This is a genomic window from Kineococcus sp. NBC_00420 (assembly GCF_036021035.1).
GTDB lineage: Bacteria > Actinomycetota > Actinomycetes > Actinomycetales > Kineococcaceae > Kineococcus.
In genome coordinates this window covers 3,411,125-3,430,990 of the sequence record NZ_CP107930.1, presented here as the reverse complement: position 1 = coordinate 3,430,990, position 19,866 = coordinate 3,411,125, and the positions used below count along the sequence as shown (strand labels likewise).

20 protein-coding genes and 1 tRNA gene are annotated in these 19,866 nt (G+C 69.9%); 13 read left to right on the top strand and 8 right to left on the bottom strand.

Translation table 11 applies throughout. The annotated features are described in order from the left end of the window. Positions 1-728: 728 nt before the first annotated feature. Positions 729-1,592, top strand: coding sequence for an HD domain-containing protein (locus OG218_RS16880; protein ID WP_328294396.1), 864 nt, complete (start codon positions 729-731; stop codon positions 1,590-1,592). A 316-nt stretch (positions 1,593-1,908) separates the two neighbouring features. On the opposite strand, the gene OG218_RS16875 is transcribed toward OG218_RS16880, so the two are convergent. Both OG218_RS16875 and OG218_RS16870 read right to left on the bottom strand, forming a co-directional pair. Continuing rightward, positions 1,909-2,379 carry an NUDIX domain-containing protein gene (locus OG218_RS16875; protein WP_328294395.1) on the bottom strand — a complete coding sequence of 157 codons (471 nt, stop codon included), beginning with the start codon at positions 2,377-2,379 and terminating at the stop codon, positions 1,909-1,911. Positions 2,380-2,387: 8 nt separating this feature from the next. After that, on the bottom strand, positions 2,388-3,137 hold the full coding sequence (locus OG218_RS16870) for a helix-turn-helix domain-containing protein (protein ID WP_328294394.1): 750 nt from the start codon (positions 3,135-3,137) through the stop codon (positions 2,388-2,390). 178 nt (positions 3,138-3,315) lie between these two features. Between OG218_RS16870 and OG218_RS16865 the strand changes: the two genes are divergently transcribed. From OG218_RS16865 to OG218_RS16835, 7 genes are all read left to right on the top strand, one after another. Beyond that, on the top strand, positions 3,316-3,738 hold the full coding sequence (locus tag OG218_RS16865; RefSeq protein ID WP_328294393.1) for a hypothetical protein: 423 nt from the start codon (positions 3,316-3,318) through the stop codon (positions 3,736-3,738). Further along, a complete protein-coding gene (locus tag OG218_RS16860; protein ID WP_328294392.1) occupies positions 3,738-4,037 on the top strand; it encodes a hypothetical protein in 300 nt (99 codons plus the stop codon). Before OG218_RS16865 ends, OG218_RS16860 begins: the two co-directional genes overlap by 1 nt. Further along, positions 4,037-5,539: a hypothetical protein gene (locus OG218_RS16855; protein ID WP_328294391.1), complete on the top strand. Its 1,503-nt coding sequence runs from the start codon at positions 4,037-4,039 to the stop codon at positions 5,537-5,539. Before OG218_RS16860 ends, OG218_RS16855 begins: the two co-directional genes overlap by 1 nt. A 5-nt stretch (positions 5,540-5,544) precedes the next feature. Continuing rightward, positions 5,545-7,011, top strand: coding sequence for a replication initiator (locus OG218_RS16850; RefSeq protein WP_328296253.1), 1,467 nt, complete (start codon positions 5,545-5,547; stop codon positions 7,009-7,011). 48 nt (positions 7,012-7,059) lie between these two features. Beyond that, entirely contained in the window at positions 7,060-7,260 is a 201-nt protein-coding gene (locus OG218_RS16845) for a helix-turn-helix domain-containing protein (protein WP_328294390.1), read from the top strand. Next, positions 7,260-8,441 carry a site-specific integrase gene (locus OG218_RS16840; protein WP_328294389.1) on the top strand — a complete coding sequence of 394 codons (1,182 nt, stop codon included), beginning with the start codon at positions 7,260-7,262 and terminating at the stop codon, positions 8,439-8,441. The genes OG218_RS16845 and OG218_RS16840 overlap by 1 nt, the downstream gene beginning before the upstream one ends. A 312-nt stretch (positions 8,442-8,753) precedes the next feature. Continuing rightward, positions 8,754-10,952 (top strand): SpoIIE family protein phosphatase, encoded by a 2,199-nt coding sequence (locus OG218_RS16835; protein WP_328296252.1) that lies wholly within the window; start codon positions 8,754-8,756, stop codon positions 10,950-10,952. 196 nt (positions 10,953-11,148) lie between these two features. On the opposite strand, the gene OG218_RS16830 is transcribed toward OG218_RS16835, so the two are convergent. Together OG218_RS16830 and OG218_RS16825 are read right to left on the bottom strand one after the other, a co-directional pair. Then, positions 11,149-11,225 (bottom strand) — tRNA-Pro (locus OG218_RS16830). Positions 11,226-11,301: 76 nt separating this feature from the next. Beyond that, complete coding sequence (locus OG218_RS16825; protein ID WP_328294388.1) at positions 11,302-12,228, bottom strand: metallophosphoesterase; 927 nt, start codon at positions 12,226-12,228, stop codon at positions 11,302-11,304. Between the two features lie 57 nt (positions 12,229-12,285). Between OG218_RS16825 and OG218_RS16820 the strand changes: the two genes are divergently transcribed. After that, positions 12,286-12,753 carry a GatB/YqeY domain-containing protein gene (locus OG218_RS16820; protein WP_328294387.1) on the top strand — a complete coding sequence of 156 codons (468 nt, stop codon included), beginning with the start codon at positions 12,286-12,288 and terminating at the stop codon, positions 12,751-12,753. Between the two features lie 87 nt (positions 12,754-12,840). On the opposite strand, the gene OG218_RS16815 is transcribed toward OG218_RS16820, so the two are convergent. Both OG218_RS16815 and OG218_RS16810 read right to left on the bottom strand, forming a co-directional pair. Continuing rightward, positions 12,841-13,524, bottom strand: a complete 684-nt coding sequence (locus tag OG218_RS16815) for a GOLPH3/VPS74 family protein (RefSeq protein WP_328294386.1) — start codon at positions 13,522-13,524, stop codon at positions 12,841-12,843. 97 nt (positions 13,525-13,621) lie between these two features. Beyond that, complete coding sequence (locus OG218_RS16810) at positions 13,622-16,102, bottom strand: penicillin-binding protein (protein ID WP_328294385.1); 2,481 nt, start codon at positions 16,100-16,102, stop codon at positions 13,622-13,624. 303 nt (positions 16,103-16,405) lie between these two features. On the opposite strand from OG218_RS16810, the gene OG218_RS16805 reads away from it, so the two are divergent. From OG218_RS16805 to OG218_RS16790, 4 genes are all read left to right on the top strand, one after another. Further along, the gene (locus OG218_RS16805) at positions 16,406-16,759 is read left to right on the top strand and encodes a WhiB family transcriptional regulator (protein ID WP_328294384.1); all 354 of its coding nucleotides are present in this window, start codon (positions 16,406-16,408) and stop codon (positions 16,757-16,759) included. Positions 16,760-16,840: 81 nt separating this feature from the next. Next, positions 16,841-17,005, top strand: a complete 165-nt coding sequence (locus tag OG218_RS16800) for a hypothetical protein (protein WP_328294383.1) — start codon at positions 16,841-16,843, stop codon at positions 17,003-17,005. After that, positions 17,002-17,463 (top strand): RidA family protein, encoded by a 462-nt coding sequence (locus tag OG218_RS16795; protein WP_328294382.1) that lies wholly within the window; start codon positions 17,002-17,004, stop codon positions 17,461-17,463. Before OG218_RS16800 ends, OG218_RS16795 begins: the two co-directional genes overlap by 4 nt. 1 nt (position 17,464) lies before the next feature. Further along, on the top strand, positions 17,465-18,199 hold the full coding sequence (locus OG218_RS16790; protein ID WP_328294381.1) for an MBL fold metallo-hydrolase: 735 nt from the start codon (positions 17,465-17,467) through the stop codon (positions 18,197-18,199). A 103-nt stretch (positions 18,200-18,302) separates the two neighbouring features. On the opposite strand, the gene OG218_RS16785 is transcribed toward OG218_RS16790, so the two are convergent. Together OG218_RS16785 and OG218_RS16780 are read right to left on the bottom strand one after the other, a co-directional pair. Beyond that, a complete protein-coding gene (locus OG218_RS16785; RefSeq protein WP_328296251.1) occupies positions 18,303-19,028 on the bottom strand; it encodes a Crp/Fnr family transcriptional regulator in 726 nt (241 codons plus the stop codon). A gap of 138 nt (positions 19,029-19,166) precedes the next feature. After that, a complete protein-coding gene (locus OG218_RS16780; protein WP_328294380.1) occupies positions 19,167-19,745 on the bottom strand; it encodes a hypothetical protein in 579 nt (192 codons plus the stop codon). Positions 19,746-19,866: the final 121 nt, after the last annotated feature.

Sequence of the window (19,866 nt, the reverse complement as noted above, 5' to 3'; positions counted from 1 at the left end):
CAGTTTCCATGATCACCCGCTCCAGCCCGGTAACCAGCTTGATACTGGCGACAACTGCCGTCGCATCCGCTAGGTTGGAGGCATGCCGAGAGCAACTGTTCGATGGTCAGTCAACGGGGAGCAAAGTAATAAAACCGGAAATGCAGTCAGGGCCCGACTAGAGTCCGCTGGATTTGTTCGTCGCGGGACGAGCACCTGGGAGCTTAGTGACCCATCCATCTCTACTGTTCTGGACGCGATGCGCGGAATCTTGACGATTCTAGAAGCACCGTCCGGGGGAGGCGTAATGGATCACGTGTGGATTTATGTGGATCAAGCTGACTGAGCGAGTTGGACTGGTTAGGAACATCCGACGAGCCAACCTGGTCATTTGAGTACTAGCCCCGCCCCACGACGAGTCCCGTGCGGTGTGCAAATGCGCGGTACAAACTTGAGACAGGGAAAGTCTCCCGCGCATTTGTGCAGCGCAACCGGGGTCCAGGGGCGGGAGCCCCTGGTACCCCGCAACTTGCTCTGGGTGCGAGCAGCATGGTGACGGTACCTACACCATCGCAGTGGGGCTGCGGTACGTGAGCCGCGCGAGCACGGCCGGAGGCCGCGCGCAGGGTGGTGAAACACACCGCCGGCCCACGGGGTGGGCGGAGCCCACCGCCTTGACGGAGTAGAGAAAGTTCTCACAGCTGGCCCGGGACCTGCACTCCCGCCCCCTGAGCTGGGATGATGAACGTGTGGACGTCGTCGCCGCTCAGCGTCTGGCAGGAGAGCACCTGCGCGACGCGCTCCCGCAGCGTTGGCAGCACACGCAGCAAGTCGCTGAGACCGCTGCGGCCTTGGCTGGCGACCTGGGGCTGACTGACGACGTTGTCAGCGCGGCATGGCTCCACGATCTTGGGTACGCCCCGACGGTCACTGACACCGGCTTTCACCCTCTCGACGGCGCTCGGTTTCTTCAACGCAACGGGTGGCCGGACACGGTGACTGGACTCGTGGCCCATCACAGCCTCGCTGACGTCGAAGCTCGGCGACGGGGGCACGCTGAGGCACTGGCCCACTTCCCCGACGTGGCGGGGCCGGACCGCGATGCCATGTGGATGGCGGATGCAACGACCGGGCCGGCGGGGCAACGGTTGACCGTCGGAGAGCGGGTCTTGGAAGTCGTCGATCGCTACGGCCACGCGCACGTCGTCTCGCAGTGCATGGTCACCATCGCCCTGCCGCTCGTCTTGGCGACGCAGCGCACGGAGCAGCGCCTCGACGGTCGCTCAGCTTCCGCCGACGTCTCGCTAAGGGACGTGGCACCCCTCGTCCCGGGTGTAATGGACCTTCTCGTCGACTGGGACCCTGAGGGGCTGATGGGCTTCACGGACGTACCCCACGACGAGTACGACTTGGAAGCCACGACGTTCTCGGCCTTGATGCGCGCTGGCTACCGGATGGACGCATCGACGGTGGTCGCGGTTTGGGAGGGGTGGTTCGGCCCGTCCTCGGTCATGACGCAGTCCAAGGACGCGGAGTGGATCAGAGCTCTCGCTTCACGCCTGAACAGCGTGCCGCTGCCTGCTGGGTCACCCGATCGAGCTGACCACTCGTGACGATGTTTGCCCTTCCTCTGCTCGGCGTCGGCTTGTGGGCTCTCCACCTCGTGAGGACCTTCACCGGACGTGGCCCCCGGTGGCTCCGGTGGGCCTGGGCCGTGGTGCTGCCGGTGTGCTGCGCAGGGACGTACACCTGGTGGGTCGTCGTAGTTCCTCGCCCGGCCGTAGCCAGCATGTTCATCCGCCCCGTGGACGCCAACTTTCTTGGGACGATGGCCCTGGGCTTCCTCGAATGGGTCGTTTTCCTCGTGCTGGAACCGGTCGTGCTCCTCGCCCGGCGAGTCGTCCACCGACGGTCACGCGCGGTCGGCGCTCAGCCGATGTAAGGCTTCGCTCGTCGTTGGAGACCGTGGTCGACACGGAGACGCACCGAGGGGTGCATCGGCACGTCATCCAGTTCGTCGGCCTCGATCCACCGGACCTCTGGCGATTCCTCGCTCGTGGCCAGCTCCCCGCCGATCAGCTCCGCCCGGAACGACAAGGCGAACTGCTGACGGACCTCGCCATCGGCGTAGGCGATTACGTGGTCAGGGTCGGAGTAGACGCCGATGAAGTCCGTCACCCGCACTCGGTAGCCGGTCTCCTCCTCGGTCTCGCGCTCGGCGGTCGTCGCGATCCGCTCCCCCACCTCCTGCGTCCCCCCGGGTAGCGCCCAGAGCCCGTTGTCGGAGCGCTGGATGAGCAGTACCCGCCCCTCCTCGTCCTGGACGAAGGCCGTGGCCGCGGTGACGATCCTGTTGGGGCGGGGCCCGTCCGGGTCGTGAAAGTGCTCGGTGCGGGCCACAGTCTCTCCTAGCTCCAGGCGGGTCTTGCGTCATCCCACACCTTGTCGTACATCACCGTGTAGGTGTCGAACAGCCCACCCGGGGTGAGTTTCCGCAGGTGCATCGCCGGGGCCTGCGCGGCGGGCAGGCCGTAGACGTGCGGGTTGGCGAGCATCTGATCGTCGGCACGGTAGATCGACGTGTAGAGCGTCACAGCGTGCAGACGTACGTGGACGCCCGGCACACCCTTCAGCTTCGGGCGAAGCAGGTCCAGCGCGTTACGCACCTTCACCGCCACGGCACTACGCCCGATCCCTTCCTCCTCCCCTCGCAACGCCACTGCCGGGCTCTTGGGGTCTCCCAATAGCAGCCGGATTCGCACCCCCTCCTGCGCCTTGGCCACGAAGGTGTCTAGGACCGCCGGCATTTGCTCGGGCAGGAACAGCCCCGCGTAGACGAGGACGTCGATGTGGGCCGCAGCCTCGGAGAACAGCCGTGGCCAGGTGTCCCACGGCACCGCCGCCCGGCGGGGGAAGACCTCCACGACCTCGGAGGCGGACACCGCGTCACGCCGCTGCTCGCTGACCGCTTCGGGCCACAACCAGTCCTCGGCCTCCCGCAGTAGTGCGGCCACCTGCGCCCGATACTTCGGGTAGGGCGGGCGGCCCTGGGAGATCCACCGGGACACCGTCTTGGGGTCCACGCCCAGCTGCTCGCCGAGCTGCTGTGGGCTCATGCCGTGGGCGTTCAGGGCCTGCTTCAAGCGGTCGTTCGGCACGGGAACTCCTGGGACGTGAGGACGTCTTGCTCGTCATTTGGGACGTCTACGTAAGCCGAGGACGTCCCAAGTCGTCCCACTGTGGGGTGATGCCGTCCCCCCGTCAAGCGCGAACGTGATCTCCACGACGCGGAGCACCCACCCAGGGGGAGCACCGCACGAGGAGAGGACAACCACCATGGCCATCCAGGGCGCAATCCCGCTGGGACAGGACCTCGTCTTCCCGCACGGCGCATATGTGGTCGGCGAGGTCGAACAGGTCCAGGACTTCGACCGCAAGCAGGCCGGAGAGGTCGACTTCCAGTCCCGCGACAAGAACACCGGCGAACGGCTCTGGGCAGTCCGCGTCGTCGACGCCGACCCCGAAGCCCGCCGTGGGCAGGCCGAGGTCGTCGTCAAGGTGATGGCCGAACACCAGCCCGTCCCGCCAGCCACTCTTCCGGGCCTGCCCTTCCGCCCGGTCGTTTTCGACGGGCTCACCGCCACCCCGTACGTCGACACCAACCGCGCCCGCCCGCGGCTGGCGTGGTCGCTCAAGGCGACGGGCATGTCCGCCCCCGCCAAGACCGCCCCGAAGGCCGAGACCGGGCGGGCTGCCTGATGCGCGCCGACCAGCTTCGGGCGGAGCAGGACGAACGGGAAAGCATCACCACACAGCTCGGGGCACTGCTGCGTTCCCGCCCCGGTTCCCAGACCCCGCTGCAGGAACGGGCGGCATGGGTCGAGCGCAAAGCCGAGCTGTTCGGACGGCTCGCCGAGCACTACGGACCGATTGACCCCCAGGAAGCAGCGGAGTGCCACTACCTGGCCACCGTCGCAGCCGAACAGGCCGCCCGGCTGCGTTCGGTGTCCCGCCACCCCGCGAGCCGTGCACGGCTGCGCACGCCGGAGGTGGCGTGATGGGTGGCCGTCCGCAGGGTGTCGTGACCCACCAGCCGTCCCAGCAGGGCACCGCCACCTCTGACGACTGGATTGCCGAGCTGGTCCTCTCGATGCTGTCTCTGGTCTGGTGGATGGTCAAGACGGCCGCACAGCTCGCGTGGCGTTTCCCGCTCATCGCGGCCGTCCTGGTCACCGGGTGGTGGGCCTACACGAGCAACCACCTCCTCGTGCTCGGCATCGTCGTCGCGGTCCTCGTGGTGGCGCTGCTGGTGTGGCGGCTCCTGTGGCCGGTGTCCTTCGACCGTTTCTTGGCTCAACCCGCGTGGCGGCGCCGCAAGCAGCGGGCGATCCGCCGCAACTGGCCGGGACTGTGCGAACGGGTCGGCCTGGCGATGGCCGTGACCGACCGACGCTCTGGGCGGCGAGAGTCGTGGACACCGGGGTTGTCCCGGCTGCGCTGGGCCTCTCGCGAGCACCTGGTCCTGACCGGCCGGGTACAGGTCGTGGCCGGGCAGACCGTCGACGATTTCGCCTCGGCGGCGGAGACGTTGGGTGCGGCGTGCGGGGCGTGGTCGTGTCGGGTCCGCAAGACCGGTCCCCGCGCCGCGGTCGTCACCTGGCTGTACGGCGACCCCCTCGCCCAGGTCGTCACCCCGCTGCCCGTCCCGGACGCACTGGACGCCGCCGCCGTCCCGGTCGGGTTACGGGAGGACGGGCAGCCGTGGCTGTTGCGGTTGGCCGCAACCCACGTCCTGATCGTCGGGGTCACCGGGGCTGGGAAGGGCTCGGTGGTGTGGTCCCTGCTCGGCGGCATCGCCGGGGGCATCCGCGACGGACTGGTGCAGGTGTGGGCCGTGGACGGGAAGGCTGGGATGGAACTGCAGCCGGGCCGGGCGCTGTTCACCCGGTTCGCGACCACCGTCGACGACGGCGTGCAGTTGTTGGAGAACGCCGCGGTCCTCATGACCGAACGGGCCGCTCGGATGGCCGGAACGTCCCGCCGTCACGAACCGAGTACCCGGGAACCGCTGCTGGTAGTCCTGGTCGACGAGGTCGCCCTACTCACCGCCTACACCCCCGACCGCAAACTCCGCGATCGCGCAGAGAAAGCCTTGGCCGCCATCGCCACACAAGGACGCGCACCCGGCGTGGTCCTGGTCGCGGCGTTGCAGGACCCCCGCAAGGAGGTCCTGGGCCTGCGCAACCTGTTCCCGACAAAGGTCGCGATGCGTCTGGATGAGAAGGCTCAGGTCGACATGGTCCTCGGTGAGGGGGCTCGGGAGTCCGGGGCGCTGTGCCACCAGATCCCCGATACCTCCCCCGGTGTCGCCTACGTCAAAGTCGACGGCGTCCGCGAACCCGTCCGGGTCCGCGCCGCCTACTACGACGACCAGGCGATCGGGGAACTCGCCCGCACTCACGCGCCCAACAGAACGCCGGGATCCCGGCCCGTGTTCTCCGTCGTCGACAACGACTCCCACGATGACGCAAACACCTGCGGTGAGGAGGGTGCGGCGTGAACGCCATGTCTCCCACCGCAGAGGCTGAGGTCGGTCGTCGACTGCTGTCGCCCACCTTCGACCGCTGGGCCGAGCAGGCTGCGAACTGCGGGCACTGCGCCCGCCCCATCCGACTGCGGGGCCAGGCCACCACCGTCGACCGCGCCACGGGCGAAGTGCTCTCGACCTACGACTCCGCGAACGAACCGGACGGGGTGCTCTACACCCGTTGCGGTAACCGCCGCGCCAGCGTCTGCCCGTCGTGTTCTCACGAGTACAAGGGCGACATGTGGCACCTGCTCGCCGCTGGTGCGGCGGGCGGGATGAAGGGTGTTCCGGAGTCGGTGGCTACGCACCCGCTGGTGTTCGCCACTCTGACCGCCCCTTCCTTCGGTGCGGTGCACGGGCTGCGTCGCAGGAACGGCCGTCCGAGCATGTGCCGTCCCCGGTCAACGTCCGCGATGTGTGAGCACGGAAACCCGATTGGCTGCCGGACCGTGCACGCCGACGGCGACCGCCGCCTGGGGCAGCCGTTGTGCGCGGAGTGCTACGACTACACCGGGCACGTCGTGTGGCAGTGGTGGTCCCCGGAGCTGTGGCGACGGTTCACCATCGCGCTGCGTCGGGCGCTGGCCGCGCACCTGGGCCTGACGCAGACGGCAGCACACTCGCTGGTGCGGGTGTCGTTCGCGAAGGTCGCGGAATTCCAGCGTCGTGGGGTGGTGCACTTCCACGCACTCGTCCGCCTCGACGGGCCGCCCACGGACTCGATGGATTTCCCTCCCCCGCTGGTTGGGGTGAGCGCGCAGCAGTTGTGCGAGCTGGTTCACGTCGCCGCGGCCCGGGTGTGGTTCGACGCCCCCGCGACCGAAGCACGCGGTGGGCTACGCCGGTTGCGGTTCGGGACGCAGGTCGATGCTCGCGCCGTGACCACCGCGGCGACTCGCGAGGCCGGCCGTGCCGACCACCCCGACGACGGCCTGCACCCGGAGACGGTCGCGGCCTACATCGCGAAGTACGCCACGAAAGCCTGTGATGACTTCGGCCTCCCGTCTGGTCTGCGTGATGCCGACGCGGCGCGGCGGATGGGCGTTGTGGAGCACGTCTGCCGTCTGCTCGCCGAGGTGCAGCACCTCGCCCGGACCGGTGGGCCGCAGTACCTGCCGCTGGCGAAGTGGGGAGCGATGCTCGGGTTCCGGGGGCACTTCTCCACGAAGTCCCGCCGCTACTCCACCACCCTGGGCCGGTTGCGCTCAGCGCGGAAACGGTGGTCGGTCCAGCAGTTGCGGGACCGCCTGACGGGGCGCACGAACCCAACAGCGGACGTCGATGCGCCTGACGCCGAGGAGTCGACGCTCGTCGTCAGTTCCTGGGCACTGGACGGCATCGGTTGGCTGAACGCGGGAGACGCCGCTCTCGCCGCTACTGCCGCCGCACAAGCCCGCGAGTGGTCCGACGATCGTGCCCGCGCCCGTCGCGCCTCCCTGCTCTGACCCTTACCGCTCCGACCTCTACCGCTTCGACCTCGCAAAGGACTCACGATGAACCACGAGCAGCGCACCGCCCCGACCCGTCTCCTGTACCGCGTGCAGGATGCCGCCGACGCTTTGAGCCTGAGTCGCAGCGTCATCTTCGAACTCCTGCGTTCCGGTCGTCTGCGCTCGGTGCACGAGGGGCGCACGCGGCTCATCCCGTACGAGGCGCTGGTGGAGTACATCGCTTCTCTCGAGGACGCGGCCTGATGCCCACCCGTCGTGGGCGGGGTGAGGGCGGTCTGCACTGGGATGAGAAGCGGCAACGGTGGATCGCCAGCGTCAGTCTCGGCTTCACCCCTGCCGGTAAGCGGATCGTCAAGCGCGGTAGCGGCACGACGAAGACCGAGGCCCGCGCCAAGCTGAAAGAGGTGCTGCGCGATCAGGACGACGGCTTGGCCATCGCCCCGCACGACTACACCGTGGCCCAGGCCGTCGAGGACTGGCTCGCCTACGGCCTGCACGGGCGCTCGGAGACGACCATCACTACCAATCAGATCCTCGCTCGCACCCACGTCATCCCGGACATGGGTGCACGGCGGCTGCGTGACCTCAGCGCCGAGGACGTTGACCGTTGGTTGGTCCGCAAGGCGCAGACGCTCAGCACCCGAACGTTGCAAGGCATCCACTCGGTGCTGAACCGTTCGGTGAAGCGGGCGATGGCGCGGGACAAGGTGAAGCGCAACGTCGTGGCGTTGTGCAGCGTGCCGCAGGGCAAGGCCGGCCGGCCGTCGAAGGCGCTGACCATGGCGCAGGCCGACGCCGTTCTCCGGGCCGTGGAGCCGACCCGGCTGTACGGCTACGTCGTGCTGTCGATGCTGACTGGCGCGCGAACCGAAGAGTTGCGGGCGTTGCGCTGGGACCACGTCGATCTCGTCGGGCGTCCGGAGGACGTGCCCCCGGTTCCGGCGCACGTGGCGGTGTGGCGGTCGGTGCGGGTCGGCGGGGACACGAAGACCCGCAAGTCGCGGCGAACCTTGGCTCTGCCGCAACGGTGCATCGACGCTTTGCGGGCCCAGCGCGTGCAGCAGGAGAGCGACCGGGTCATCGCTGGTGCGCGGTGGGTCGAGACCGGTCTCGTCTTCTCGTCGAGAGTCGGCACGTCTCTGGACCCTTCGCACGTGCGTCGTGACTTCCGGGCGGCTCTCGCTGCGGCTGAGGGCATCGACGCGTCCCAGTGGACGCCGCGGGAGCTGCGGCACAGTTTCGTGTCCCTGCTGTCGGACAGCGGGGTGCCGTTGGAGGAGATCTCGCGGCTCGTCGGGCACAGCAGCACGGCGGTGACCGAGCTGGTCTACCGGAAGCAGATCCGCCCGGTCGTGCAGTCGGGTGCGGTGGTGATGGACCGAATCTTCGCTGCGGACCCTGCCGAGACCCAGCGAGAGCTTTGAGTGTGGTTCCACGGCGTGCTGAGCCTCGGATCGGGGGTGGTGACGTCCTCGGTGCTCGCTCATCGGTCATGATGGGCAGAGGCCCTACCTCGAAGGTGGCGGGGAACGGCTCAGACCTGACGGTGGAGGAGATCGACGGTGAGCGGTTCGGCGGATGCGTCGAACGATGGTCGTAGCGGGCGGGCGGTGCAGGTGCCGGAACAGGCCAAGGCTGCTGCGCGGTCGTTGCTGGACGACGTTCCCAGGGTCAGGGCTGCGGAACGTCTGGCCGCCGCCATCGACCCCGGTGCGCAGGGTGTCGAACGGATCGCGATGCTCGCTGCGCAGCTGCTCGACGTGGATGCCACGCAGGTCTCGTTGCTGGGCCGAGAACACTCCATCATCGGTGGTGCTGGGCTGGCCCCAGGAGCTGTGGGCTCGTCCACCGCTCTGGAGGAGACGATGTGCACGCTCAGCGTCACCTCTGAAGGCCCCATGATCATCGATGACGCGGTCAACGACGTGCGGGTCCAGCAGATGCCTGCGGTCACCTCGGGCCAGGTGGGCGCCTACCTGGGTGTCCCGTTGACGGGCTCTGCCGGGATCGCGGTGGGGTCCCTGTGCGTGTTCGATCCCGCGCCCCGCAGTTGGACACGGACCGATGTGCGGACCCTGCAGCAGATCGCCTTCCTGGTCGTCAGCGAGCTCGAGTTGGCCGCACTGGCTGCAGACCACCAGACGAACAGCACGTTGTTGGAGCTGGCGGTCGACGCAGCCGGGGTCGGGGTCTTCGTCCTGGACGTCCTGACGCAGCAGGTCACGTGGGACGAACAGATGTACCTGCTGTTCGGGCTGGACCCTGCTGATCCTGGTGCGCAGGTGACCGCTGTGGGTGAGGTGATGGATCGCATCCACCCTGAGGACCGTGACGGTGTGGAAGCGACGTTGAGCGCGTCGGTGGAGACCGTTGGCGAGTTCTTCACGACGTACCGCGTCGTCGTCCCCGGCGCACACGTGCGGTGGCTGCAGGCGCGTGGACGGGTGCTGACCGGGGCCGACGGCACTGCGGTACGGCTGATCGGCACGACGCACGACGTCACCGACGAGCGAGAGCGTGGGCAGCAGGTCGCGGCGCGCCTGAACCTCATGGTCGACGTCACCGAGTCGTTGACCTCGGCACCCGATGCCGAAGGGGTGGTGGCTGGGCTGGCTCAGCTGCTCGTCCCCGCGTTGGGTGACTGGTGCATCGTCACGCTGATCGATGACGACGCCCCGGCGGCGGACCCGGTTCGGGCCAGGATCGCTGGTGCCGGAGAGCTTCGTCGCGGTCTGCGCGATGCCGGGAGCTGGCACCACGATGCCGCGCTGCGCCCCGTGGCCGCTCGCTACGCGATGCACCGGTTCGAGGAGATCGGCGACGATGCGTCGGTCCTGCGGGCCCTGCGGCACTCCAAACCTGTCGTCGTCCACGACGCTGTGACCAAGATCAGTGCGACGTTCCCCGTCGATGCTGCCGGGCGTCGGGCGTTGGAGGAGCTGGCGCCGCACGATGCCTACCTGCTCCCCCTGCGTGGACGGGGGCGCACCCTCGGCATCTTGTCCCTCTACACCTCGGCCGAGCGAGGCGCGTTCACCGAGGAGGAGCTGACGACTGCTCGTGGGGTGGCCGACCGTGCGGGCCTGGCTCTGGATGCGACCCGGTTGCACCGGCAGCACCGCGACATCGCAGAAGGTCTCCAGCGCTCGTTGCTGACCAGTCCGGTGCAGCCGGACCACCTGCAGATCGTGGTCCGTTATACGGCGGCTGCTGAGGCGGCACAGGTGGGTGGGGACTGGTACGACGCCTTCATCCAGCCGGGTGGCGCGAGCGTCCTGGTCATCGGTGATGTCCTGGGCCACGACACGCAGTCGGCGGCGGCGATGAGTCAGGTCCGCTCCACATTGCGCGCTTTCGGTGCGATCGGCAACGAGGGACCGGCGGCCATCCTGCGCCAGACCGACGAGGTCATGCAGACGTTGCAGATCGGGACCACCGCCACCGCGCTGGCTGCACGGCTGGAGCAGGAGCACGAGGAAGCCCAACGAGGTGTCACCCGAGTGCGGTGGTCCAGCGCAGGTCACCCACCGGCGATGGTGATCAACCCCGACAGGACGGTTACTGCCCTGGCGGGCATCGGCTACGACCTCCTTCTCGGCGTCGAGCCCAGCCTGCCGCGTCACGAGTCTGAGGTGCTCCTGGACCGCGGGGCGACGCTGCTGTTGTTCACCGACGGCCTGGTGGAGCGTCGTGACCAGCCGTTGGCAGCTGGGCTGGAGAGGTTGCGCGACACCTTGGAGGTCCTGGCTGCGCGGGGCGGGTCGCTCGATGATCTCGTGGATTCGGTCTTGGCCGAGATGCTGCCGCCGCACCCGGAAGACGATGCTGCGGTTCTCGCTGTGCGGTTGCACCCTCAAGATCGTCCTCGGCCCGTGGAGGCCGGCCCGAACCGTATCCCGCCGACCGTCCCGCAAGAGCCTCCCGTCATCACGTGACGGATGGATGGGCGGGGCCTGAACCACTCGGCCTCGCGTCGGACGCTCGGGGTACGCGGGTCTAGGGGACACACGCTGCGGTTGACGCTGGGTGGTCTCAGCATCTCGGGGGCGTCGTAGTCACGCAGTCAGTCACGCACACGACGAAGGCCCGGCTCCGCTCTCACGGTTCCGGGCCTCTGACCTGCGGTCTTGCTGGTCGGGGTGACAGGATTTGAACCTGCGGCCTCTTCGTCCCGAACGAAGCGCGCTACCAAGCTGCGCCACACCCCGATGCTGCTGACGGCCGCCGAACTGCGCGGCCTCGTAGAGGATAGCCCACCTCGGCAGGTCCCCGGGACCACAAGGGTCAGCGGCGGGGCACGAGCTCCAGCAGCGTCGCCTCGGGGCGACAGGCGAAGCGCAGCGGGGCGTAGGGGGAGGTCCCGAGACCGGCGGAGACGTGCAGCCAGGCGTCCTTGCGAGCCGCGGACCAGCGGGACAGCCCGGAGGCCTGCTTGCGCGGGAGGTCGCAGTTGGTCACGAGCGCCCCGAAGCCGGGCACGCAGAGCTGGCCGCCGTGGGTGTGGCCGGCGATGAGCAGGCCGGCGCCGTCGGCGGTCATCGCGTCGAGGGTGCGGCGGTAGGGGGCGTGGGTGACGCCGATGGTGAGGTCGGCGTCGGTCGCGGCGGGGCCGGCGACGTCGTGGTAGCGGTCGTAGCGCAGGTGCGGGTCGTCGACGCCGACGAACTCGAGGTCGAGGCCCTTGACCGTCAGCCGGGTTCGGACGTTGTCGAGGTCGACCCAGCCGGCGTCGGTGAAGCCGCGGACGAGGTCGTCGGTCGGCAGCCGGACGGCCTCGTCGCCGGCACCACCGTCCGAGGGACCCCTCAGGTACTTCGACCAGTTGCGCGGCTTCGGGGCCCAGTAGTCGTTGGAGCCGAGGACGAAGACGCCCGGACGCTGCAGCAGCCCCGCGTAGGTCTCCAGCACGGCTGGGACGGCGTCCTGGGCGGCGAGGTTGTCCCCGGTGGTGACGACGAGGTCGGGTTCGAGGTCGGCGAGCGCCGCGACCCAGGCGCGCTTGCGGTGCTGACGCGGGACGAGGTGCAGGTCGGAGAGGTGCAGGACCCGCAGCGGCGCGGCACCGACGGGAAGGACCGGCACGACGGCGTGCCGGAGCACGAACGCGCGGACCTCGTAGCCCGCGGCGTAGCCGACGCCGGCGGCACCGGCCAGCGCGCCGACGCCGACGGTTCCGGCGGCCAGGTGGAGGACTCGCGCTGCAGTGGGCATCCGGTCATCCTCGCCGGAGGGCGGAAACGGGTCGCGGTGGGGTGGGAGGATCGCCCCATGAGCGACACCCTCAAGGACTCCCTCCAGGCCGACCTGACCACCGCGATGAAGGCCCGGGACGAGCTGCGGTCGGCGACGCTGCGGATGGTCCTCACGGCGGTCCGCTCCGAGGAGGTCGCCGGGAAGTCGGCGCGCACGCTCTCCGACGACGAGGTCATCGCGGTCCTGCAGCGCGAGGCGAAGAAGCGTCGCGAGGCCGCGCAGGCCTTCGGTGACGCCGGGCGCAGCGAGCAGTCCGAGCGCGAGACCGCCGAGCTCTCCGTCATCGAGACCTACCTGCCGACCCCGCTCACCGACGAGGAGCTCGACGCCCTCGTGGACGAGGCCGTGCTCATCGCGACGGCGGAGGGGCTGACCGGCATGGGTGCGATGGGCGCCGTCATGTCGCAGCTGAAGCCGAAGGTCGGAGCCCGCGCCGACGGCAAGCGCGTCTCCACCGCCGTGCGGACCCGTCTGCAGGCCTGAGAGACCCGCGGAAACAACACTTTCCGCCCCTCGAGGGGCCCTCGCAGGGGCGGAAAGTGTTGTTTCCGCGCGGGGCGGGGCCGCTAGCTAGTTCGTGCCGCTGGTCGCGACGACGGTGCTCGTGACGATCGCCGTCGTGACCGCGGCCTGGGCGGCGCGCACGGCGGCGGAGACGGCCTCCCCGGCCCACTCCCCCTCAGCCATCCCGTCCGCGATCTGCTGCACCCGGTCGGTGAGCTGACGACGGGACAACCCCAGCCCGGGGACGACCTTCGGGACCGCCCCGACGGACTGCAGCAGCGACACCAGCGCAGCCGCGTGCGGGGTGACGTCGGCGCCGTCACCCAGCGCTGACGCGACCTCGGAGACCAGGGCCTTGCGCGCGCCCGGCTCGGGGTGGTCTCGGGCGAAGCGGAGGAACCCGCCCGGCTCGTGGCGGACGAGACCGCGCGCGACCATCCGGTCCCGGACGGCACGGCCCAGCTTGAGACCACCGAGCCGCTGGACGGCGGTGCGGGCCGCCGTCGGTCGGTCGCCGAGTCGTCGCAGGGCCTCGTCGAGCACCTCGTCACCGGTGGGCGAGGCGTCGCGCACGCGCACCTTGTCCCCACCCCAGCGGCTCGGCTCGGACTCGAGCCGTTCCCGCAGCGCCAGGTCGAGCAGCACGGCTCCGGGCAGGACAGCGCGCAGGCGGGTCGCGTCCGTCAGCGGACGCCCCGTCTCCGGGTTCAGCAGGAGCAACGTCACGTCGTCCACGAGGGGTGTGTCCACGCCCCCAGCCAACCAAGGACGCGACGGGTGGGACCACCCCCCCGAAAGGAGGACGGGCCGGACGGGGAGAGTCCCCCGTCCGGCCCGTCTCCGCCCCTCAGTTCGTCGGGAGGGCGGGGAGGTCGGGCAGCGGCGGCAGTTCCGTCGGGAGCTGGATCCCGGGGCTGTCGCTCGACGGCGGGGCCGACGGCTCCTGCGTCGGGACCGGCGCCGGGCCGGAGCTGCGGGTGATGGTGATGACCGAACCGGCCGCGGCGGAGCGGGCGCTCTGCGAGGCGACGAGGCCCTTGTCGACGTTGGAGGTCACCGAACCCCCCACCTTTACCTGGAACCCGGCCGCCTGCAGCGCGCTCTTGGCCGAGGACACGCTGCGACCGACGACGCTCGGGACCTTGATCCTGCCGTCGGAGGTCGTCGTCTTGAGGCCCTGGTTGGTGCCCGGCGTGAAGCCGACCGTCGGGAGGTTCATCTGGTCGGAAGCCGTTCCCACGATGGCCTTCCAGGTCGGAGCCGAGATCGTGCCACCGAAGATGGTGCGGCGACCACGACCGTTGATCCGATCCCTGTTCAGTGGCCTCGTGCCGTCGGCGTGACCCATCCACACCGCCGAGGACAGCTGCGGGGTGTACCCCACGAACCAGGCGTCCGAGTTCTCGTTGGTGGTGCCCGTCTTGCCGGCGGCCGGACGGTCGATGCGGGCCGCCGTTCCGGTCCCACCCGAGATGACGCCCTGGAGGGCCTCGGTGACGTTGCGGGCGACGTTCGGGTCGAGGACGGACTTGCAGTCCGCACTGGGGATGTTCATCGGCTGGCCGTTGGTGTCGAGCACCTCGACGATCGCGATCGGCTTGCAGAAGGTTCCGTCCGCCGCGAAGGTCGCGTAGGCCCCGGCCATGGCGAGCGGGGCGATCTCGTTGACCCCGAGGGTCAGCGACGGGCTGACGTAGAGGTCGGAGTTGACCCCGCCCTCCACGTCGTTGGTGTTGCTCATGTCGCTGGCCTTCTGCTTCGGGATGCTCCCGTTGGCCGGGTTGGCCAGGTGCACACCCATCGACTGTGCCGTCGCTGCGATGTTGCAGAGGTCCAGGGACTTCTCCATGGTCACGTAGGCCGTGTTCACGGAGTCCGCGGTCGCCTTGCGGATGGACATGGGGCCACCCTCGTGCGACTCCGAGTTCGAGTACGGGTAGATCTTCGAGTCCCGCGACTTGACCCCGCACGCCGTGAACTGGCTGAAGGGGTCCGATCCGTTGAACGGCGCGTTGATCGTGCTGTCGATGGACTTCCCGGCCTTCAACCACTCCGCCAACGTGAACGCCTTGAACGACGAACCGGTCTGGAAACCGTTGCCGCCGTTGTACATCTTGTCGACGTTGTAGTTGATCGTCGTGACACCGGTCTGATCCGTGTCCAAGGAGAAGGTCGTGTCCTGCGCCATCGCCAGGATCTGCCCGGTCCCGGGCTGGACGACGGACGCCGCCATCCGCGGGCTCTGGCCCGGGTTGACGCCACCGTTCACTGCGTTCTGGGTCGTGATCTGGACCTGCGGGTTCAGCGTCGTCTTGACCGTCAGCCCACCGGTGCGCAGGAGCTTCTTGCGGTCGTCCGCGGTCGCGCCGAAGGCCGCGTCGGTCTCGACGATGCGGGTCACGTAATCGCAGAAGTAGGCGGCGGATCCGGCGTTGATGCAGCCCTGCTGGCTGCGCTGGGTGTCCAGGACGAGCGGGGAGGCGACAGCGGCGTCGTGGTCGGCCTGGGAGATCTTGCCCAGTTCGAGCATCCGGTTCAGCACGACGTTGCGTCGCGCGACTGAAGCGTCGGGGTACTTCACCGGGTTGAAGGCCACGGGGTTCTGCACGAGACCGGCCAGCAGGGCCGACTCCGGCAGCGTCAGCTCGGCCGCGGTCTTGTTGAAGTAGAAGCGGGCCGCGGCTTCGACGCCGTAGACGCCGTTGTAGAAGTACGCGACGTTCAGGTACCCGGCGAGGATGTCGTTCTTCGACATCTCCTTCTCGACCCCGATGGCGAGCTTCATCTCGCGCAGCTTGCGGGCGTAGCCCTCGGTCCCGTCGGCGGTCGTCGCGGCGGCGGCGGCCTCGGTGTCACCTTGCTCGACGGCCTGCTCGACGAGGATGTTCTTCACGTACTGCTGAGTGATCGTCGACGCGCCCTGGGTGCCCCCGCCGCCGGCGTTGGAGGCGAGCGCGCGGGCGATGCCCTTCATGTCGATGGCGCCGTGCTCGTAGAAGCGGTAGTCCTCGATCGCGACGATGGAGTCGCGCATGACCGGCGCGATCTGGTCGAAGCCCACGACGACGCGGTTCTGGTCGTAGACCCGCGCCATCACCGTGTTGTCGGAGTAGAGGATCGTCGTCGCCTCCGACAGCGTCTGGTCGCCCAGGTCGGCCGGCAGCTCGTCGAAGATGTTGACCCCCGCGCTCGTCAGGCTGCCGCTGAACGCGACGGCCGGGACGACGAGCCCCGCCGTGAGCACACCGGCCACGGCGCTGACGGCCGCGAAGGCGGCGAGCAGGCGCAGGACGGGACGCCGCCGGTGAGCGGTGGGGGGAGGAGCCATGCCGACAGGGTAAGCGCCGGGCCGTTCCGGGTCGGGGCATCCACGGGTCCTCCGCGAGCGCTTCGCAGGATCGTGACCGCAACGCAACTCTGCGTTGATCTGTGTGGGTGACGAGTCGGTAGCTCGAAGTGACTACCCATGTTCATCACAAGATGCTCTGGGGAAGAGCCCCTCGCCGAGCCTACGCTGCAGACGTGCCCGACGTGGGGCACTCAGGGGGATTCACAGGTATCGCTCGATCCGGGGGGAAACCGGTGCTCGCAGAGCACCGGACCGGGGGGGGCGTCGACGGGAGGGGCCGTCATGGCGTGGACGTTGGAATGGGCTAGTCGCGGGGCCTGCAAGGCCACCGAAGCCGACGAGCTGTTCGTGCAGGGCTCGGCGCAGAACCGCGCCAAGCAGATCTGCGGGGGGTGCCCCGTGCGCACCGAGTGCCTGGCCGATGCGCTGGACAGCCGCATCGAGTTCGGGGTCTGGGGCGGCATGACCGAACGTGAACGGCGTGCGCTGCTCAAGCGCCGCCCGAACGTGCAGTCGTGGCGCCGTCTGCTCGAGACCGCGCGGGACGCGGCCCTGGGCATCGACGGGGCCGAGGTCACCGGGTCGGGCACCGCGGTGCCCGAGATCTCGCTCGTCGGGGTCCCCGCCGCCGTCTGAGCACGCGGCGTTCGAGCGCGTCGCCGCCACCCGTGAGCGCCCCCGGTCCCTCGGGACCGGGGGCCCACTAGGTTGGCGCCCATGAAGACATGGGAGTACGCCACCATCCCGCTGATCGTCCACGCGACGAAGCAGATCCTCGACCAGTGGGGCGCCGACGGCTGGGAGCTCGTGACGGTCCTCACCGGACCCGGTGGCAACGGCCTGGTCGCCTACCTCAAGCGCCCGATGGGCGCCGACGCGTGAGCACGACGGAACGGCTGGCCGAACTCGGCCTGACGTTGCCGCCCGTCGCCGCGCCCGTCGCCTCCTACGTGCCCGCCGTCCGTGACGGCGACCTCGTCTTCACCTCCGGTCAGCTGCCGTTCGTGGACGGGAAGCTCGCCGTGACCGGCAAGGTCGGCGGGAGCGTCGACGCGGACACCGCCCAGCAGCTCGCCGCGACGTGCGCGCTCAACGCCATCGCGGCCGCCGCGAGCGTCATCGGGTCGGTCGACGACATCGTGCAGGTCGTCAAGGTCGTGGGCTTCGTCGCCAGCGACCCGTCCTTCACCGGTCAGCCCGGCGTGATCAACGGTGCGTCCGACCTGCTCCGCGAGGTCTTCGGCGACGCCGGCCAGCACGCCCGCAGCGCCGTCGGGGTGGCCGTGCTGCCGCTCGACTCCCCCGTCGAGGTCGAGATCGTCGTGCGGGTCCGTTCCTGACGTGACCCCTCCCGGCCCCTGGACAGGTGGTCCGGTCACCGACCGGGCCACCTGCGTCCTGGAGCCCAACCCCGGGCCGATGACGCTGGACGGGACGAACACCTGGCTGCTGGCCGCCCCCGGCTCCTCCGACGTCGTCGTCGTGGACCCGGGCGAGGACGACCCCGGCCACCGGGCCGCGATCACGCAGGCCCTGGCGGGACGGGCCGTGGCGCTCGTCGTCGCCACCCACCACCACCTCGACCACGTCGGCGGGCTCGCCGCGTTCGTCGCCGACCACCCCGCCCCCGTCGTACGGACCGCGGGTGAGCACGTGGTCGCGGGGCTGTCGCTCACGGTCCTCGCGACTCCCGGCCACACCGCCGACTCGATCAGCGTGCTGCTGGAGAGCGGCGAGCTCCTGACCGGCGACACCCTGCTCGGCCGCGGCAGCACGGTCATCGCCGACGACGGCGACCTCGGTGCCTACCTGACGTCACTGCGGACGCTGATCGACCTGGACGCGACCGTCGTCCTCCCCGGCCACGGCCCCGCCCGCCCGGACGCCCACGCCGCTCTGGAGACGCAGTTGGCGCACCGGCTCGAGCGGCTGGAGCAGGTCCGCGCCGCCGTCGCCGCGGGAGCCTCAACGCCGGAGGAGGTCACCCTCGCCGTGCACGGCGAGCTCGCCGGCCCCCTCGCCCGCGCTGCCGTGCTCTCGATCCGCGCCCAGCTCACCCACCTGCGACTCCCCTAGCGCGCGGAAACAACACTTTCCGCCCCGGAGGAGCCTCTACGAGGGCGGAAAGTGTTGTTTCCGCGCGATCCGGGGGCGCAACGCGTCGGAGGGACGCGACGGGTCAGCGGGCGCGACGGGCCAGTCGCTCGATGTCGTGCAGCACGACGGCCCGCGCTTCCAGCCGCAGCCACCCGCGGGAGGCAAAGTCGGCGAGCGCCTTGTTCACCGTCTCCCGCGACGCGCCGACGAGCTGCGCGAGTTCCTCCTGGGTCAGGTCGTGGGCGACGAGCTGACCGTCGGCGATGGGCCGGCCGAAGCGGCGGGAGAGGTCGAGCAGGGCCTTCGCGACGCGGCCGGGGACGTCGGTGAAGACGAGGTCGGCCAGGGTCACGTTGGTGCGGCGCAAGCGCTGGGCCAGCGCCTGCAGCAGGTGCTTGGCGACCTCGGGACGCCGGGCGAGCCAGCGCATCATGTCGTCGTGGCCGAGAGCGATGAGCTCGGACTCGGACACGGCGCGCGCCGAGGAGGTGCGGGGTCCGGGGTCGAAGAGGGAGAGCTCGCCGAACATCTCGCCGGGGCCCAGGACGGCGAGGAGGTTCTCCCGGCCGTCGGGCCAGCTGCGGACGAGCTTGATCTTGCCGGTGCGCACGACGTAGACGCGCTCCCCCGGCTCGCCCTCGCCGAAGAGCTGCTCACCCCGGTCGAGGTGGACGGCCTCCATCGTCTCCAGCAGTTCGCCCGCGGCCTCGTCGTCGAGGGCGGCGAACAGCGGGGCGCGACGGACGACGTCGCCGGGGCGGTCGCCGAGGCGTTCGTCGAGACGGTCGGCACCCGGGGCGCCGTCGATCTGCCCGTAGTCCACCGACCGACCTCCTCTGCTGTCGTGACGCGCGTCACCTCGACACGGCCTTCCGACAGTCTGCCGCACGATCCTGGCGAGGGAGCGGTGGGGAGCGACCGTAGGTACCGGAACTAAGCGCCGGAACTAGGAGCCGGAACGGTGGAACAGCGCGCGGGCACGTTCCGCGAGGACGTCGGTCGCCACGGCCAGTTCGGCCAGGAGGGCCGTGTCGTAGTCGGCGAGGCGCTGCTGGGCGAAGGACAGTTCCTGCAGCTGCTCGTTCAGCCCGGGCGCTCCGAGCGGGCGTTCGAGGACGAGGAGTCCGCGCAGGCCGTGGGCCGGGTCGAGAGCGTGGGCGCCGGTGACGTCGGGCAGCAGGGTGTCCCCCGCGGTGGTGCCGGAGAGCAGCTGGTCGAGGGGGCCGCCGTGCGCGGCGGCCTCGAGCGGCACGTGCAGCTCCTCCGGGCCGCAGGCCGAGGCGACGAGCAGGTCGAGGCGGGCCCGCACGAGCCGGCTCCAGTGCTGGACGCGGCGCAGCTCCTCCTGCAGCAGCCCGCGTCGGCGGCGCAGCGCGGGCAGCGGCAGCTCCGCGAGCTCGACGCGGACCGCGTTGCGGCAGCGCAGCGCGTCGGCGTCCTCCAGGACACCGCTCAGGACGGGTCGGAGGTAGGCCTCCAGCAGGTCGATCTCGGAGGTGCGGTCGGGTTCGCCGTCGTGCTGCATGCCAGGGATGTCGTCTCCCTCCCGGGAGCGCTTGACGGGGTGTCACCCTCCCGGTCGTCTCCCGTCACCCGACCGCACCTGTGGCACGGGGCAACGGTTTCCGGAGGTCACCCGTGGAGGG